The 14,379-nt window shown below is 72.5% G+C and carries 16 protein-coding genes and 1 pseudogene; 9 read left to right on the top strand and 8 right to left on the bottom strand.

Going from position 1 to position 14,379, the window contains the following annotated elements; all coding sequences use genetic code 11:
- Nucleotides 1-67 precede the first annotated feature (67 nt).
- Both ACFYTT_RS08060 and ACFYTT_RS08055 read right to left on the bottom strand, forming a co-directional pair.
- Nucleotides 68-1,102 (bottom strand): 2-oxoacid:ferredoxin oxidoreductase subunit beta, encoded by a 1,035-nt coding sequence (locus ACFYTT_RS08060; protein WP_131052013.1) that lies wholly within the window; start codon nucleotides 1,100-1,102, stop codon nucleotides 68-70.
- Nucleotides 1,095-2,942, bottom strand: coding sequence for a 2-oxoacid:acceptor oxidoreductase subunit alpha (locus ACFYTT_RS08055; protein WP_131052014.1), 1,848 nt, complete (start codon nucleotides 2,940-2,942; stop codon nucleotides 1,095-1,097). The genes ACFYTT_RS08060 and ACFYTT_RS08055 overlap by 8 nt, the downstream gene beginning before the upstream one ends.
- A 328-nt stretch (nucleotides 2,943-3,270) precedes the next feature.
- Between ACFYTT_RS08055 and ACFYTT_RS08050 the strand changes: the two genes are divergently transcribed.
- Nucleotides 3,271-3,648: an NADH-quinone oxidoreductase subunit A gene (locus ACFYTT_RS08050; protein ID WP_131052015.1), complete on the top strand. Its 378-nt coding sequence runs from the start codon at nucleotides 3,271-3,273 to the stop codon at nucleotides 3,646-3,648.
- Nucleotides 3,649-3,654: 6 nt separating this feature from the next.
- Here the strand turns inward: ACFYTT_RS08050 and folP are convergent, their stop codons facing one another.
- Nucleotides 3,655-4,524 carry a dihydropteroate synthase gene (folP, locus tag ACFYTT_RS08045; protein ID WP_176092466.1) on the bottom strand — a complete coding sequence of 290 codons (870 nt, stop codon included), beginning with the start codon at nucleotides 4,522-4,524 and terminating at the stop codon, nucleotides 3,655-3,657.
- A gap of 144 nt (nucleotides 4,525-4,668) precedes the next feature.
- Here folP and ACFYTT_RS08040 point away from each other — a divergent pair.
- Both ACFYTT_RS08040 and ACFYTT_RS08035 read left to right on the top strand, forming a co-directional pair.
- Nucleotides 4,669-5,157, top strand: a pseudogene (locus ACFYTT_RS08040) (DivIVA domain-containing protein); the annotation flags it as partial.
- Between the two features lie 299 nt (nucleotides 5,158-5,456).
- The gene (locus tag ACFYTT_RS08035; protein ID WP_176092467.1) at nucleotides 5,457-5,954 is read left to right on the top strand and encodes an SRPBCC family protein; all 498 of its coding nucleotides are present in this window, start codon (nucleotides 5,457-5,459) and stop codon (nucleotides 5,952-5,954) included.
- 127 nt (nucleotides 5,955-6,081) lie between these two features.
- Here ACFYTT_RS08035 and ACFYTT_RS08030 read toward each other — a convergent pair whose 3' ends face one another.
- A complete protein-coding gene (locus ACFYTT_RS08030) occupies nucleotides 6,082-6,465 on the bottom strand; it encodes a PIN domain-containing protein (RefSeq protein ID WP_387258091.1) in 384 nt (127 codons plus the stop codon).
- A complete protein-coding gene (locus tag ACFYTT_RS08025; protein WP_131056284.1) occupies nucleotides 6,462-6,710 on the bottom strand; it encodes a type II toxin-antitoxin system Phd/YefM family antitoxin in 249 nt (82 codons plus the stop codon). The genes ACFYTT_RS08030 and ACFYTT_RS08025 overlap by 4 nt, the downstream gene beginning before the upstream one ends.
- Before the next feature lie 123 nt (nucleotides 6,711-6,833).
- On the opposite strand from ACFYTT_RS08025, the gene ACFYTT_RS08020 reads away from it, so the two are divergent.
- Complete coding sequence (locus ACFYTT_RS08020) at nucleotides 6,834-7,424, top strand: DNA-3-methyladenine glycosylase I (protein ID WP_387258089.1); 591 nt, start codon at nucleotides 6,834-6,836, stop codon at nucleotides 7,422-7,424.
- 4 nt (nucleotides 7,425-7,428) lie between these two features.
- The gene (locus tag ACFYTT_RS08015) at nucleotides 7,429-8,052 is read left to right on the top strand and encodes a hypothetical protein (RefSeq protein ID WP_131056288.1); all 624 of its coding nucleotides are present in this window, start codon (nucleotides 7,429-7,431) and stop codon (nucleotides 8,050-8,052) included.
- A gap of 10 nt (nucleotides 8,053-8,062) precedes the next feature.
- Here ACFYTT_RS08015 and ACFYTT_RS08010 read toward each other — a convergent pair whose 3' ends face one another.
- On the bottom strand, nucleotides 8,063-8,854 hold the full coding sequence (locus tag ACFYTT_RS08010; protein ID WP_131056290.1) for an enoyl-CoA hydratase/isomerase family protein: 792 nt from the start codon (nucleotides 8,852-8,854) through the stop codon (nucleotides 8,063-8,065).
- Nucleotides 8,851-9,675 carry a PaaX family transcriptional regulator C-terminal domain-containing protein gene (locus ACFYTT_RS08005; RefSeq protein WP_131056292.1) on the bottom strand — a complete coding sequence of 275 codons (825 nt, stop codon included), beginning with the start codon at nucleotides 9,673-9,675 and terminating at the stop codon, nucleotides 8,851-8,853. Before ACFYTT_RS08005 ends, ACFYTT_RS08010 begins: the two co-directional genes overlap by 4 nt.
- 191 nt (nucleotides 9,676-9,866) lie before the next feature.
- Between ACFYTT_RS08005 and ACFYTT_RS08000 the strand changes: the two genes are divergently transcribed.
- Together ACFYTT_RS08000 and ACFYTT_RS07995 are read left to right on the top strand one after the other, a co-directional pair.
- Nucleotides 9,867-10,034: a DUF3117 domain-containing protein gene (locus ACFYTT_RS08000; protein WP_013283866.1), complete on the top strand. Its 168-nt coding sequence runs from the start codon at nucleotides 9,867-9,869 to the stop codon at nucleotides 10,032-10,034.
- A gap of 142 nt (nucleotides 10,035-10,176) precedes the next feature.
- Complete coding sequence (locus tag ACFYTT_RS07995; RefSeq protein ID WP_387258086.1) at nucleotides 10,177-11,643, top strand: leucyl aminopeptidase family protein; 1,467 nt, start codon at nucleotides 10,177-10,179, stop codon at nucleotides 11,641-11,643.
- 28 nt (nucleotides 11,644-11,671) lie between these two features.
- Here ACFYTT_RS07995 and ACFYTT_RS07990 read toward each other — a convergent pair whose 3' ends face one another.
- On the bottom strand, nucleotides 11,672-12,244 hold the full coding sequence (locus ACFYTT_RS07990) for an O-methyltransferase (protein WP_131056891.1): 573 nt from the start codon (nucleotides 12,242-12,244) through the stop codon (nucleotides 11,672-11,674).
- A gap of 359 nt (nucleotides 12,245-12,603) precedes the next feature.
- Here ACFYTT_RS07990 and ACFYTT_RS07985 point away from each other — a divergent pair, with 359 nt between their 5' ends.
- A complete protein-coding gene (locus ACFYTT_RS07985) occupies nucleotides 12,604-13,860 on the top strand; it encodes a S1C family serine protease (RefSeq protein ID WP_254877026.1) in 1,257 nt (418 codons plus the stop codon).
- A gap of 73 nt (nucleotides 13,861-13,933) precedes the next feature.
- Nucleotides 13,934-14,368 (top strand): preprotein translocase subunit TatB, encoded by a 435-nt coding sequence (locus ACFYTT_RS07980; RefSeq protein ID WP_387258085.1) that lies wholly within the window; start codon nucleotides 13,934-13,936, stop codon nucleotides 14,366-14,368.
- The last annotated feature ends 11 nt before the right edge of the window (nucleotides 14,369-14,379 follow it).

Raw genomic sequence — 14,379 nt, 5'->3', positions numbered from 1 at the left:
CTGGTACGGAAAACTGCCGGGCCGCCCCCTCAGGGAGCGGCCCGGCAGTTTCGACTGAAGCGGTGGGTCAGAGGATCGTCCAGGTGTCGCCGCTGCCCAGCAGGCCGGCGAGCTGCTGCTCCGGAGTCTCGGTGACCGAGGCACGGGCCTCGTCCAGTTGCGCCTGGACCACGCTGTCGTACGACGGCCGGCGCACCGACCGGAACACCCCGATCGGGGTGTTGCGCAGGTCGAAGCCGGGAAGCCGGGACAGCGCGAAGGCGTACGCCGGGTCGTCGACCGTGGCGTCGTGCACCACGATGTCCTCCGCCGGGGTGGACGCCGTCTCGCGGACCTCCAGGCCGAAGCCGCGCGGCGGGTGCACCACGCAGAACTGCCCGTCCTTGCCGAACGTGATCGGCTGACCGTGCTCCAGCCGGATCAGGTGGTCGTCCCGGACGCCCGGGTCCTTGAGCTGCTCGAACGCGCCGTCGTTGAAGATGTTGCAGTTCTGGTAGATCTCCACGAAGGCCGAACCCTCGTGCTCGGCCGCAGCCCGCAGCACCGACTGGAGGTGCTTGCGGTCCGAGTCGATGGTGCGGCCGACGAAGGTCGCCTCCGCGCCGAGCGCCAGCGACAGCGGGTTGAACGGCGCGTCCGCCGACCCGACCGGCGTCGACTTCGTGATCTTGCCGACCTCGGAGGTCGGCGAGTACTGCCCCTTGGTCAGACCGTAGATCCGGTTGTTGAACAGCAGGATCTTGAGGTTGACGTTGCGGCGCAGCGCGTGGATCAGGTGGTTGCCGCCGATGGAGAGCGCGTCACCGTCACCGGTGACCACCCAGACCGACAGGTCCGGACGGGAGACCGACAGGCCACTGGCGATCGCCGGGGCGCGCCCGTGGATCGAGTGCATCCCGTAGGTGTTCATGTAGTACGGGAAGCGCGACGAGCAGCCGATGCCCGAGACGAAGACGATGTTCTCCCGGGGGATGTTCAGCTCCGGCATGAACTGCTGGACTGCCGCGAGGATCGCGTAGTCACCGCAGCCGGGGCACCAGCGCACCTCCTGGTCGGACTTGAAGTCCTTGGCGGTGAGCTTCAGCGCGACGGGCTCAGACATTCTTCAGGACCTCTTCCAGCATCGACTCCAGCTCGGCGGCGGTGAACGGCAGGCCGCGGACCTGGTTGTAGCCGATCGCGTCGACCAGGTAGCGGGCCCGGATCACGTGGGCGAGCTGGCCGAGATTCATCTCGGGGATGACCACCCGGTCGTACGCGCCGAGCACCGTGCCCAGGTTCGCCGGCATCGGCGCGAGGTGGCGCAGGTGCGCCTGGGCCACCGGCAGCCCGCGCTGACGCAGCGCGCGGCAGGCGGCACCGATCGGGCCGTACGTGGAGCCCCAACCGAGCACCAGCACCCGGGCGTCGCCGTCCGGGTCCTCGACCTCGACGTCCGGAACCGGGATGGTCTCGATCCGGGCCGCCCGGGTCCGCACCATGAAGTCGTGGTTCGTCGGGTCGTACGAGATGTCGCCGGTCTTGTCGGCCTTCTCCAGCCCGCCGATCCGGTGCTCCAGGCCCGGGGTGCCGGGCACCGCCCACGGGCGGGCCAGCGTCTGCGGATCGCGGAGGTAGGGCAGGAAGGTGGTGCCGTCCTCACCGTTCGGCGCGGTGGCGAACTCGACCCGCAGGTCGGGCAGGGAATCCACCTCGGGCAGCAGCCACGGCTCGGAGCCGTTGGCGACGTAGTTGTCCGACAACAGGATCACCGGCGTGCGGTAGGTCAACGCGATCCGCGCCGCCTCCAGGGCCGCGTGGAAGCAGTCCGACGGGGACTTCGGCGCGATCACCGCGACCGGCGCCTCGCCGTGGCGTCCGAACAACGCCATGTTCAGGTCGGCCTGCTCGGTCTTGGTCGGCATACCGGTGGACGGCCCGGCCCGCTGCACGTCGACGATGACCAGCGGCAGCTCCAGTGCCACCGCGAGCGAGATCGTCTCGCCCTTCAGCGCGACACCGGGACCGCTGGTGGTGGTCACCCCGAGCGCGCCGCCGTACGAGGCGCCCAGCGCCGCGCCGATCGCCGCGATCTCGTCCTCGGCCTGCATGGTGGTGACGCCGAACCGCTTGTGCTTGCTCAGCTCGTGCAGGATGTCCGAGGCCGGGGTGATCGGATACGCCCCCAGGAACACCGGCAGGCCGGAGCGGACCCCGGCGGCGACGAGACCGAGCGAGAGCGCGGCGTTGCCGGTGATGTTGCGGTACGTCCCGGACGGCATCTTGGCCGGCTTGACCTCGTACCGGACGGCGAAGTCCTCGGTGGTCTCGCCGAAGTTCCAGCCCGCCTTGAAGGCGGCGATGTTGGCGGCGACCAGTTCGGGGCGCTTGGCGAACTTGCGCTCCAGGAACCGCAGCGTCGAGGAGTACGGGCGGGAGTACATCCAGCTCAGCAGCCCGAGAGCGAACATGTTCTTGGCCCGCTCGGCGTCCTTCTTGGACACGTCCTGATCGGCCAGCGCGCCGATCGTCATCGAGGTCAACGCCACCGGGTGCACCGCGTACGCGTCGAGGCTGTCGTCGTCGAGCGGGCTGCTGGCGTACCCGACCTTGGCCAGGTTGCGCTTGGTGAACTCGTCGGTGTTGACGATGATGTCGGCCCCGCGCGGCAGGTCGGCGAGGTTGGCCTTGAGCGCCGCCGGGTTCATCGCCACCAGCACGTTCGGCGCGTCGCCGGGCGTGAGGATGTCGTACTCGGCGAAGTGCACCTGGAAGCTCGACACGCCCGGCAGGGTGCCGGCGGGTGCCCGGATCTCGGCCGGGAAGTTGGGCAGCGTGGAGATGTCGTTGCCCAACTGCGCGGTCTCCGAGGTGAACCGGTCACCGGTCAGCTGCATGCCGTCGCCGGAGTCGCCGGCGAACCGGATGACCACCCGCTCCAGTTGGCGTATCTGCTTGCTCACGGCCGTACCCCGCTCCGTCGTGCGTGGCCCGCTCGGCTGAGTGGGATGGTGACCTCGCCTTGCCCGGCCACGAGACCTCCTTGACGCGCCGCTGCACCGGCCGTCCGCGAAGGTCCGGCCCGCCTGTCATTCCTCACCCAGAGCCTACGTCGGATCGAGCCCCCGCCTGCCCCGGAGGTCCGCCGACTGGGACTGGAATGTGGGGGTTTATGCGACCCCTTGGGGGGTTTCGCCCGGCACGCCGTAATCCAGATCACCGCCCAATCCGGGCGGACCACCAGGGATTGACCCGGCCCGCCGACGCCTCCCGCCGGTAGGCTGACCGATCGTGACCGGTTACCTGGGCTCGTACGCGACGCTCGGGCTGTTGCTGCTCGCCGGCGTCCTCTTCCTCGTCGTCGCCTTCTCGGCCAACCGGGTGCTGCGCCCGGCCCGCCCGGCGGACCCGCCCGGCAAACGGGCCAACTACGAGTGCGGTGTCGACCCGGTCGGCGGCGACTGGGCGCAGATGCAGATCCGGTACTACGTCTACGCCTACCTGTACGTGCTCTTCGCGGTCGAGGCGGTGTTCCTCTTCCCCTGGGCGGTGGTCTTCGACCGGCCCGGCTTCGGCCTGGTCACGGTCGTGGAGATGGCGATCTTCGTGGCCGTCCTCGCGCTCGGCCTGCTCTACGCCTGGCGTCGCCGGATCCTCGACTGGACCTGATCGCGGTCAGGCCAGCCCACGCCGGGTGAGCGTGGGCGGGCGGGTACCCCGGATGGACGCCACCATGTCGAGTACGCGGCGGGTCTGAAGGACCTGGTGGGCCCGGAATACCCGGGCACCCAGCCAGGCGGAGACCGCCGTGGCGGCGAGCGTCCCCTCCAGCCGCTCGGCGACCGGCAGGTCCAGCGTCTCGCCGACGAAGTCCTTGTTCGACAGGGCCACCAGCAGCGGCCACCCGGTCTCGGCCAGCTCACCGAGCCGTCGGGTGATCTCCAACGAGTGCCGGGTGTTCTTGCCGAAGTCGTGCGCCGGGTCGATCAGGATGCCGTCGGGGCGTACCCCGAGGGACACCGCCCGCTCGGCGAGCCCGGTCACCGTCGACACGACGTCGACCACCACGTCGTCGAAGGCCGCCCGGTGCGGCCTGGTCCGCGGACTCAACCCACCGGCGTGCGAGCAGACCAGCCCGGCCCCGGTCGCCGCGGCGACCCGGGCCAGCGCCGGGTCCGCACCCGACCAGGTGTCGTTGAGCAGGTCCGCCCCGGCGGCCACCGCCTCCACCGCCACCTCGGCCCGCCAGGTGTCGATGGAGATCACCACGTCCGGGAAGGCGGCCCGGACGGCGGCGATGGTGTCCACCGTCCGCCGGATCTCCTCGGCCACGTCCACCTCGGCACCCGGCCCCGCCTTCACCCCGCCGATGTCGACGATCTGCGCGCCCTCGTCCACGGCGCGGGCCACCGCCCGCAGCGCACTGTCCGCCTCGAACGTCGCGCCCCGGTCGAAGAAGGAGTCCGGGGTGCGGTTGACGATCGCCATCACCACCAGCTCGTCGGGGCCGAACGTCCGTCCACCGAGCCGCAGCTCCCCGGCCACGCCGCCTCCTTGATCGCCGCACGCCGCCGGAGGGTCACCCGGCCGACCTCCACGACGCTATCCGGTGCCAGGTCACGGGCATCGTCCGGTACGGCGCGCCGGGTGGGGTCGCTCCGGGGCCGTCGACATGCCACGATCAGTGGTATGGGTCAGCTTCTGCTCCTGCTGGTCGTGGCGGTCGCCGTCGCGGCGGTGGTGTTCGGGGTGACGGTGCTGGTCACCGGCCGGGATCCCGGCCTGGTGCCGGTCGAGGCGGACGGGCGGGCGGTGCCGCTGCCCGGTGACCGTCCGCTGCGCGAGTCGGATGTGAGCGAGGTGCGTTTCGACACCGCGTTGCGCGGATATCGAATGGCCCAGGTCGACCAGGCGCTGCGCCGGGCGGCGTACGACATCGGTTACAAGACCGAGCTGATCGGGGTGCTGGAGGCAGAGGTGACCGCGTTGCGTGACGGGCGGACGGCCGAGGCCGACGCCCTGCGGCGCGCCCGAGAGCAGTCCGCAGGCCTGGCCACCGGCCCGGCCGCCGACACCAGCTCGGCGGTCTCCGACACCTCCACCCCGCCCGTCTCCGACGTCACCGTCTCGGCGGCACCGTCCGACATCTCCGTCACTCCGGCGAGCGCCCCCTCACCCGGTGGCACCGCCGCCACGTCCGGCACCGCCGCGCCCCGCACCGCCACCTTCGCGGGACCGACCGCCGAGGACGCGCCGCCGGCCGCCCCCGCGCCGACCGCCCCTACCGCGCCGCCGACGACCACCGCAGCGGCGACCGCGCCGACCGACGGCCGGGACGACGCCGCGACCGACGGCCAGGGCGCTACGCCGACCGGCGACCGTCAGGGCGCGTCGTCGGTCGAGGCAGAGGGCCGCACGTCGGACGACGACGCGCCGGAATCCGAGCCACGCGGACCCGTGGTCCGCTCGGAGTCGGCGTGAGCGATCCGGAGGGGCAGGACGATCTGCGCCAGGCGGCCCAGCCGGGCGCAGGTGAGGTCACCGCGACCGTGATCGTCGACGCCCCGGCCGAGAAGGTCTTCGCGGCCCTGCTCGCCTGGGAACGGCAGTCCGACTGGATCCCGTTCACCCGCGTACGGGTGGTCGAGGGCGACGGCGGCGAGGGCAGCCTGGTCGAGGCGGTCACCGCGCTCGGCCCGGCGGTGCTGCGGGACAAGATGCGGGTCGTCCGGGTGGACGCGCCGTACGAGATCGGCGTGGTGCACTGCGGCACCCTGCTGCGCGGTCCCGGCGTGCTGCGCTGCACCCCGTTGGCGGGCGGGCGGACCCAGGTGGTCTGGCACGAGTGGTTCCACCTGCCCGGCGGCACCGCCGGTCGGGCGGCCTGGCCGGTGCTCTGGCCCGGCTCGAAGTTCAGCCTCACCCAGGCGCTGCGCAGGTTCGCCCGTCAGGTCGAGCAGGGCCGCATACCCTGACCCGGTGCATCCCGCCGAACGCTGAGCCGCCTCACGGTGTCCGGCGGCGGGGTGGGCGCTCGATCTGTTCCGTTTTGGGCAGACCCGCGAGCACCACGAGCTTCCTCGTCAGTGGGCGGCGCGTGGATCAGATCGTGTGGATCGTGATGAGGTCTTCGAGCCCTGCGAGATCCTCGGCGTTGCGGGTGTACACGGCGGCGTCATGGGCGTGTGCAGTTGCCGCGATGAGCAGGTTCATCACCCTCGCTCGCGGCTGGCGGCCGGTCTCGACGACACGTGCGGCCAGCCGCGCGTAGCTATCGGCGATCACTTCGTCGATGGGAAGTGGATCAAATCGACGTTGGATGGCACTCAACCGTGCCAACCGGAGCGCCCTCGCCTCGGCGGTCTTCGCGACCAGGACACCCAACTGGAGTTCGGCGAGGCTGGCGATGCTGATGGCCAGCTCGCCGGGAATCGGGGTCACGTCGGTGGCGATGAGGATGCTGGTGTCGAGGATGCCGCGACTCACCGCTCGACCCATGGATCGGTGATGGCGTCGTCGAGCAGGTCCCGATCGCCCGCCCACCCTGGGTCCGTGGGCTGGTCGAACACGCCGGCGAGGTCGTCCCACTCGCGCCAGGTGCGAGGACTGACCGGGCCGAGCACGGCTGCCGGTCGGCCAGCGACGGTGATCGTCACACGTTCGCCCGCCTGCGCCCGACGCACCAGGTCGCTGGCGTTCTGCCGCATCTCCCGCAGCCCGACCTCATGCATACGGGCACTGTAGCACATGTGCTACCTGCTCCCGAGGGTCAATCAGTACCTCGCTGCGGCCGATCCTCCGGGCCGCGACGGTCACACCCGCGACGGTCACACCCGCGACGTAGCCTCGGGGCCGTGACTGAACTGGTGATCGGTGCCGACGGGCTGGCCCGCTGCGCCTGGGGGGCGAGTACGCCCGACTACGCGGTCTACCACGACACGGAGTGGGGTCGCCCGCTGCGTGGCGACGATGCGCTCTTCGAACGGATGACGCTGGAGGCGTTCCAGTCCGGGCTGTCCTGGTTGACGATCCTGCGGAAGCGTCCGGCGTTCCGGACGGCCTTCGACGACTTCCGGATCGAGGCGGTCGCCGGGTACGGCGAGGCCGACGTGGCGCGGCTGTTGGCCGACGCGGGCATCGTCCGCAACCGCGCCAAGATCGAGGCGGCGATCGCGAACGCCCGGGCCGCGCTGGACCTGCCGGAGGGGTTGTCCGCGCTGCTCTGGTCGTTCGCGCCGGCCGCCGACCGGGACCGTCCCACCGCGTCGACCGGGGTGCCGGCGTCGACCGACGCCTCCGCCGCCATGGCCAAGGCGCTCAAGCGGCGGGGCTTCCGGTTCGTCGGCCCGACCACGGCGTACGCGCTGATGCAGGCCACCGGAATGGTCGACGATCACCTGGCGGGCTGCCACGTCGTGGCGACCCGGGCGAACGTGATGAGATGAGGACATGACGACCGACACCGCGCACCGGCGCAGCGGCGCGAGCCACGCGGAGGGCCCCGGAGCCTGGGCGGTGCTGCTGCCGCCCGGCAGGTACGACGCCGAGCGCCTCGTGCACCACGACACGCTGGAGCTGACCGGCCTGGACGACCGCCTCCTGCCCGGCCCGGGCGACCAGGTCGCGGTGCTGGCCGACGAGCCGCCCCGACTGGTGGCGCTGGGTCGGGTCGCGGTGCCGACCGGTCCCGTTCCCGACGACCCGGAGGACCCGCAGTCCGACCGGGGGCCCGACGCGCTGGTGGTCACGTACACCCGGCGGGCCTTCGACGAGCCGGTGCCGGCGGAGACGCTGGCCCTCGACGGGCCGGTCACCGCGCTCGACCCGGTCACGTTCCGCGAGTTGGCCGACCGGCTCGGCCCGGCGCCGCAGCGGCAGACCTGGCTGGTCAGCCTGGACCTGCCGATCGAGGCGGACTCGCCGGCCGAGGCGGTCCGGCTGTTCTGGGCGTACGTGCAGGAGCTGGGCCCCCGGGAGCTGCCCGCCTTCGTCTCGCCCTCCGGTGACGAGTTGGCCATGCAGGCCTTCGTGCTCGGTGCCGAGGCGAACCAGGACCCGGAGGAGGACGACTGACCCGCTCGGGTCAGCGTCCCTCGAAGACCGGCTTCTGCTTGTTGACGAACGCCACGGTGGCCGCCCGGTGGTCGGCGGTGCCGCCGCAGATCGCCTGCGCCTTCGCCTCGGCGGCCAGCGCGTCGGTCAGGGTGCCGGCGTCGGCGACGGAGAGTTGGCGCTTGATCGCCGCGTAGGCCACGGTCGGGCCGGCGGCGAGCCGGGTGGCGAGTTCCTGGGCGGTGGGGAGCACCTGCTCGTCGTCGTCCAGCAGCCGGGTGAGCAGGCCCAGCCGGGCTGCCTCGTCGGCGCGTACCGGCTCGGCCAGCATCAGCAGCTCGACGGCCTTGGCGTGGCCGACCAGCCGGGGCAGCGTCCAGGACGCGCCGGTGTCGGCGGCGAGCCCGACCTTGGCGAACGCCATCAGGAAGCTGGTCGACGGCCCGCCGACACGGAAGTCGGCGAGGAACGTCAGCGAGGCGCCCGCGCCGGCAGCCATGCCGCGTACCGCCGCCACGACCGGCTTGGTCAGGTTGGCGAGCCGGGCGGCGATCGGGTTGTAGTGCACCGCCACGGTGTCCAACGGCCGCCCCGCGCCCTCTTCGAGGGTGGTCACGTGCTCGCGCAGGTCCTGGCCGGCACAGAAGTTCCCGCCGGCCCCGGCGAGCACCACCGCCCGGATGCTGCGGTCGGCCTCCAGCTCGGCGAGCGTGTCCCGGAGCGCCTCCTTGAGCGCCACGTCGAGCGCGTTCATCGCCGTCGGGCGGTTCAGGGTGAGCGTGGCGACGGCGTCGGTGCGGTCGACGAGTAGCGGCTCTGTCACGTGTGGCGACCCTTCTGTCGGGCGATCCGGTGTCCTCCGTCGAGGCACTGTTCGACGTACCGGTCGGCGGCCGGCCGGAGCCGGGCCGCGTGCCGGTCGAAGAAGCCGGCCGCGGCGGTGCCGGGCCAGCGTTCGGGGAGCAGCGCCGGTGGCAGCTGCGGGTCCCGGAACAGGAAGGTACGCCACGCGTGCACCAGCCGGAACCGGGCCGCGTACGCCTCCTCGTCGCCGCTACGTGCGGAGACTCCGCTCAGCAGGGCTCGCTGCTCGGTGACGAACTGCTCGTACGCCCGGCCGATCTCGGCGAGGTCCCAGGCCCGACGGACCAGGCCCATCGCGCCCGGCGTCCCGGCGGCGTGCGCCGCGCTGAACCGCTCGAACCGGACGCCCGCCTCGCTGAGCAGCAGGTCGACGTCCTCGGCCGGACGGGTGGCCACCCAGGTCTGCTCGTCGAGCGTGCCGTAGCCGAGGTACCGCAGGTTGGCGGCGAGGCGTTGGCGGTCGCGTCGGGCCGTCGGCGCGTCGAGCACGAGCAGGTCGAACCGCCCGTCCCAGGTGACCCGACCGGTGCGGTAGATCCGGGAGGCCGCCTCGTCCAGTCGTCGGGCCGCCTTGGGTGTGATCGAATAGCCCGGACCGGAGGTCAGTTTGACCGGTTCGAGCCAGCCTTGACGGACCATGCGGGAGACCGCCGTCCGTACGGCGGGTGGGGCGATCCCGAGCGGCGCCAGCAGCTTTACCAGGGCGGCAACGGGTGCGCGGCCGCCCCGAGGCCGGAGGTGGTCGCCGTACAGGTCGAAGAGTGCCGACCGTGCCTGCATGACCGCACATTGTGACAGGCCATCTCGCGATAAGCTAGATGCTGTTACATCAATGCTGCTTCGGTTTGGGTCCGGCGGTGTTCATCAGGGAAAATCGTTGGTCGACACCTCCCGTGCACATCGCGGGTGGTCATGGCGAAGTGGCTGTGGGGCAACCCACCGACCCTGGTGTAGGTCTGAGGGGAGACAACATGGCGGCGATGAAGCCGCGGACGGGCGACGGTCCGCTGGAAGTCACCAAGGAGGGCCGGGGCATCGTCATGCGGGTCCCGCTGGAGGGCGGTGGCCGGCTCGTCGTCGAGATGACTCCCGACGAGGCGACGGCGCTCGGTGACGCGTTGAAGGCGGCCGCCGGCTGAAAGAGGCCGGTGCGTCGGCGACGCTCGCCGCCGCGGACGGTTCGTCACACCCTGAGCCACCGGCTGAGCCGGTGGCTCAGGGCCTTCACACCATCTCGCCGGGCAGCCGCCCCGCGATCGTCCTCAGGAGGTACGGCTCCGCGTGCTCGCCATCCGTCTGACCGCCGAGCCGGACCGGCTCGACGTCCTGGTCCTGCCCGTCCGACCCGCTCCCGGCGACGCCACGTCGGCCGAGCCGGTGCCCGCCGGGGCGACGCTGCCCACTGGGATCGCCGACGAGGCCGCCGCGCTGGTCGGGCCGGCCCGGGTCACCGGCCGCGCCGGTCAGGTGCACGCCCAGGTGCGACCGGGTGGCACCCCCGCCCGGCTGCTGCTGCTCGGTGTGGGCGAGGCGGACGAGGCGGCGTGGCGGGCGGCGGGTGCCGGACTGGTCCGGGCAACGCGAGATGAGACTCATGTCACAGTGGCGTTGCCGGCGGAGTTGGCACCCGAGTCGGTGCGTGGGCTGGTCGAGGGCCTGCTGCTCGGTTCGTACCGGTTCCGCCTCGGCGACGACCCGGACGCCCCGACGCTGACCGGGGTCGACCTGGCGGTCGCCGAACCCGACGCGTACGCACAGGCCGTCGCCACGGCCCGGACGACCGCCGAGATGACCCGGCTGGCCCGCGACCTCACCAACACCCCCTCCTCGGTCAAGAACCCGGAGTGGTTCGCCGCCCAGGTCACCGACGCCGCCGCCGACCTGCCCGGACTCCGGGTGCGGGTACGCGAGCCGGAGCAGTTGGCCGCCGAGGGATTCGGCGGGATCGTCGCGGTGGGCGGCGGCTCGGCCAGCGGTCCCCGCCTGGTCGAGATGGACTGGCACCCGGCCGACGCCCGGACCCACGTGGTGCTGGTCGGCAAGGGCATCACCTTCGACACCGGCGGCATCTCGATCAAGCCCGTGCCGGCGATGAAGCTGATGCGCAAGGACATGGCCGGGGCGGCGGCCGTCGTCGCGGCGACCCTGGGCGCGGCAGCCCTGAAGCTGCCGGTCCGGATCACCACGCTCGCCCCGCTGGCCGAGAACATGGTCAGCGGCTCGGCGTTCCGTCCCGGCGACGTCATCCGGCACTACGGCGGCCTGACCAGCGAGACCACCAACTCCGACGCCGAGGGGCGGCTGGTCCTCGCCGACGCGCTGGCGTACGCCGTGCAGGAGCTCAAGCCCGACCTGCTGATCGACCTGGCCACGCTGACCGGGGCGAACGCGGTCGCGCTCGGCACCCGCATCGGCGCGCTCTACAGCGACAACGACCGGTTGGCCGGGGACCTGCTGGCGGCCATCGACGCGGCCGGCGAGTCCGCCTGGCGGATGCCGCTGGGCACCGACTACGTCGAGCACCTCGGCAGCGACTTAGCCGACCTGCACAGCGCACCGACGCAGGGGCCCGGATCCGTGCTGGCCGCGCTCTACCTGCGCGAGTTCACCGGCGAACTGCGCCAGCAGTGGCTGCACATCGACATGTCGGCGCCGTCCTGGTGCGACCGGGACGACGCGGAGCTGACCCGGGGCGCCACCGGCTGGGGCGTACGCGGCCTGCTGCGCTGGCTGGCGACCCTCTCCTGACCGGCGGCCCGGCCGTGGTGCGCCCGGTTCAGCAGCGCACCGCGGCCAGTAGCCCGTGGCCCACCGGCAGCATCGCCGGGATCCAGTTCTCCGACTCGCGGATGGCCTTGATCGTCTCGCGCACGGTCACCGTCTCCGCGTCCCGGGCCGCCGGGTCACCGATCCGGCCCCCGGCCAGCGTGCCGTTGAGGACCAGCACGCCACCGGGCCGGAGCAGCCGCAGCGCGGCCTCCACGCAGGCGGTGAAGCCGGTCGCCTCGGCGTCGACGAAGACCAGGTCGTACGCCCCGTCGGCGAGCCTCGGCAGCACGTCCAGCGCGCGTCCGGTGATGATGCGGGTCCGGCCGGCGACGAAGCCCGCCTCGGTGAAGATCCGGCGGGCGATGCGCTGGTGCTCCACCTCGACGTCGATCGTGGTGAGCACCCCGTCGACCCGCATGCCCCGCAGCAGCCAGACCCCGCTGACCCCGGTGCCGGTGCCGATCTCGACCACCGCCCGCGCATTCCCGGCGGCGGCGAGCAGGCGCAACGCGGCGCCCGCTCCGGGGGTGACCGCGTCGAGTCCGACCTCCCGGGCGAGGCTGCGGGCGGTACGCAGCACGAGGTCCTCGGTGACGTACGACTCGGCGAACTGGAGAGCCGGGTTCGTCGGACTACCGGAACCGGCGACGGTGGCGATGGGACACCTCCGGGCGGCGAGCATGATGCGCAGGGCGGGTGGGCACTGTGACTCTAGAGGCGGCCCGCCACCGGCGCAGCCGGGCGTCCACCCGCAGTGACAACCGCTGACCCCACGCGGCACATCCGTGCAATCCTGGAAGCGGTATCCCGTCGACGGCATCGGAGCGGCGTCCGATCGCCGGATCGCGGGACACCGGGGGACGGACTGGGAGGCACCGAGTGACCGACGGCTGGGACTGGCGCCAGCCCGGCGCGAGCGGCGTACCGGCGGGACAGCCGGTGCCCGGAACTCCGCCGGCAGGCTCGTCGGCGCGCGAGGGAGGCCCACCGGGTGCCTCGCCGTGGTGGTCCGACGCGCTGAGCGACCCGTGGCGGGACCCGTACGCTCCGACGGCGGTGGTGGTGCCGGCGGCACCGGTCGTCGGCGCCGAGCCGGAACGGGTCACCGACCCGGACGCGCCCGGACGCTCGAAACTGCACCAGATGCTGCTGGTTCCCCTGCTCGCCGCGTTGCTCGCCGGCACGCTCGGCGGTGCCCTCGGGTACGCCTTCGCGGTCCGTGGCGGCGCGGCCGGGCCGGTGCTCGGCGCCGCCCCCGGGACCGCCCCCACGCTCGCCCAACGCCCGCCGGAGTCGCTGGCCGGGGTGGCCGAGCGGGTCCTGCCCAGCGTGGTCACCGTCCGGGTGGCCGGGGTGGGCGGCACCAGCGAGGGCTCCGGGTTCATCGTCAGCACCGACGGCCACGTGATCACCAACGATCACGTCGTGGCCGGCGGCAGCGGCAAGGCGTCGGTGGTCTTCAACGACGGCAGCACCGACTCGGCGACCGTGGTGGGTCAGGACCCGGAGTCCGACATCGCCGTGATCAAGGTCTCACGTACCGGACTGCGCCCGGTCGAGTTCGGCGACTCCGACGCCCTGGCGGTCGGCGACCCGGTGCTGGCCTTCGGGTCGCCCCTGTCGCTGGCGAACACGGTCACCTCGGGCATCGTCAGCGCGCTGGACCGGACCATGCAGGCCGGCGAGCCGGGCGGCCCGACGCGCTACTACGCCGCGATCCAGACCGACGCCGCAGTCAACCACGGCAACTCGGGCGGCCCGCTGGTCGACGCGGCGGGGCGGGTGATCGGCGTCAACTCGACCATCAAGTCCCTGGTCGCGGACGGCCAGGAGGCCGGCAACATCGGTCTCGCCTTCGCCATCCCGATCAACCAGGCCAAGCGGATCACCCAGGAGATCATCGGCACCGGCAAGGCCCGGCGTACGGTGATCGGCGCCCAGGTGGGCGGACCGGGCGCCAACGCCGGCGGATCGGGTGTCCGTCTCGCCGCGGTGGAACCGGCGGGGCCGGCGGCCGGCGCCGGACTCCGGGCCGGTGACGTGATCCTGCGGCTCGACGGCCGACCGATGACCGAGCCGACCGACCTGATCGCCCTGGTCCGCAAGTACGCCCCCGGCTCGGTGGTGACCGTCGAGTACCGGCGGGGAAGCGACCGGCAGAACGCCTCCGTCACGCTGGCGGCGGATGCGAAGTGACCTCGCAGAACCCCTTCTGGCCGGGCCCCCGACGTGCGTACTCTGGCTGCGGTAGCCGGGGGAGGAGGACGGGGTGTTCGAGAACCTGAACGTGTGGGAGGTCGGCGCGCTGCTGCTGCTGGCGCTGCTGATCTTCGGCGACCGGCTGCCGCAGGTGATCAGCGACGGCCTGCGGATGGTGCGCAACCTGCGGAACATGGCGCGTAACGCCACCACCGACCTCAGCAAGGAACTGGGCACCGACATCCAGCTCGAGGATCTGCACCCCAAGGCGTTCATCCGCAAGCATCTGCTCAGCGAAGAGGACGAGCAGGCGATCCGCAAACCGTTGCAGGGCGTCTACGACAACCTCCGGGCGGACGTCACCGGCGTGCACAACGACCTCAAGGACGTCGCCACCTCCGCCGACCCGCGAACCCCCGCCGCCACGCCGTCGGCAGCCCGCGCCACCGCCCCGGCGGCGTCCCCACCGGCCCCGCGCGCCGCCAGCTACGACGAGATCACCTGACGGCGCGCCTC

The sequence above is a fragment of the Micromonospora sp. NPDC003816 genome (assembly GCF_042874705.1).
In the GTDB taxonomy this organism is placed as follows: Bacteria; Actinomycetota; Actinomycetes; order Mycobacteriales; family Micromonosporaceae; genus Micromonospora.
Note: the sequence above shows the minus strand (reverse complement) of the source record. Positions and strands in the feature narration are given on the sequence as shown.

Coding starts and splice junctions, on each gene's coding strand:
- ACFYTT_RS08025 (WP_131056284.1), bottom strand. CDS start 6,710: ATGCATGAGGTCGGGCTGCGGGAGATGCGGCAGAACGCCAGCGACCTG.
- ACFYTT_RS08015 (WP_131056288.1), top strand. CDS start 7,429: ATGACGACCGACACCGCGCACCGGCGCAGCGGCGCGAGCCACGCGGAG.
- ACFYTT_RS08000 (WP_013283866.1), top strand. CDS start 9,867: ATGGCGGCGATGAAGCCGCGGACGGGCGACGGTCCGCTGGAAGTCACC.
- ACFYTT_RS08060 (WP_131052013.1), bottom strand. CDS start 1,102: ATGTCTGAGCCCGTCGCGCTGAAGCTCACCGCCAAGGACTTCAAGTCC.
- ACFYTT_RS08005 (WP_131056292.1), bottom strand. CDS start 9,675: ATGCAGGCACGGTCGGCACTCTTCGACCTGTACGGCGACCACCTCCGG.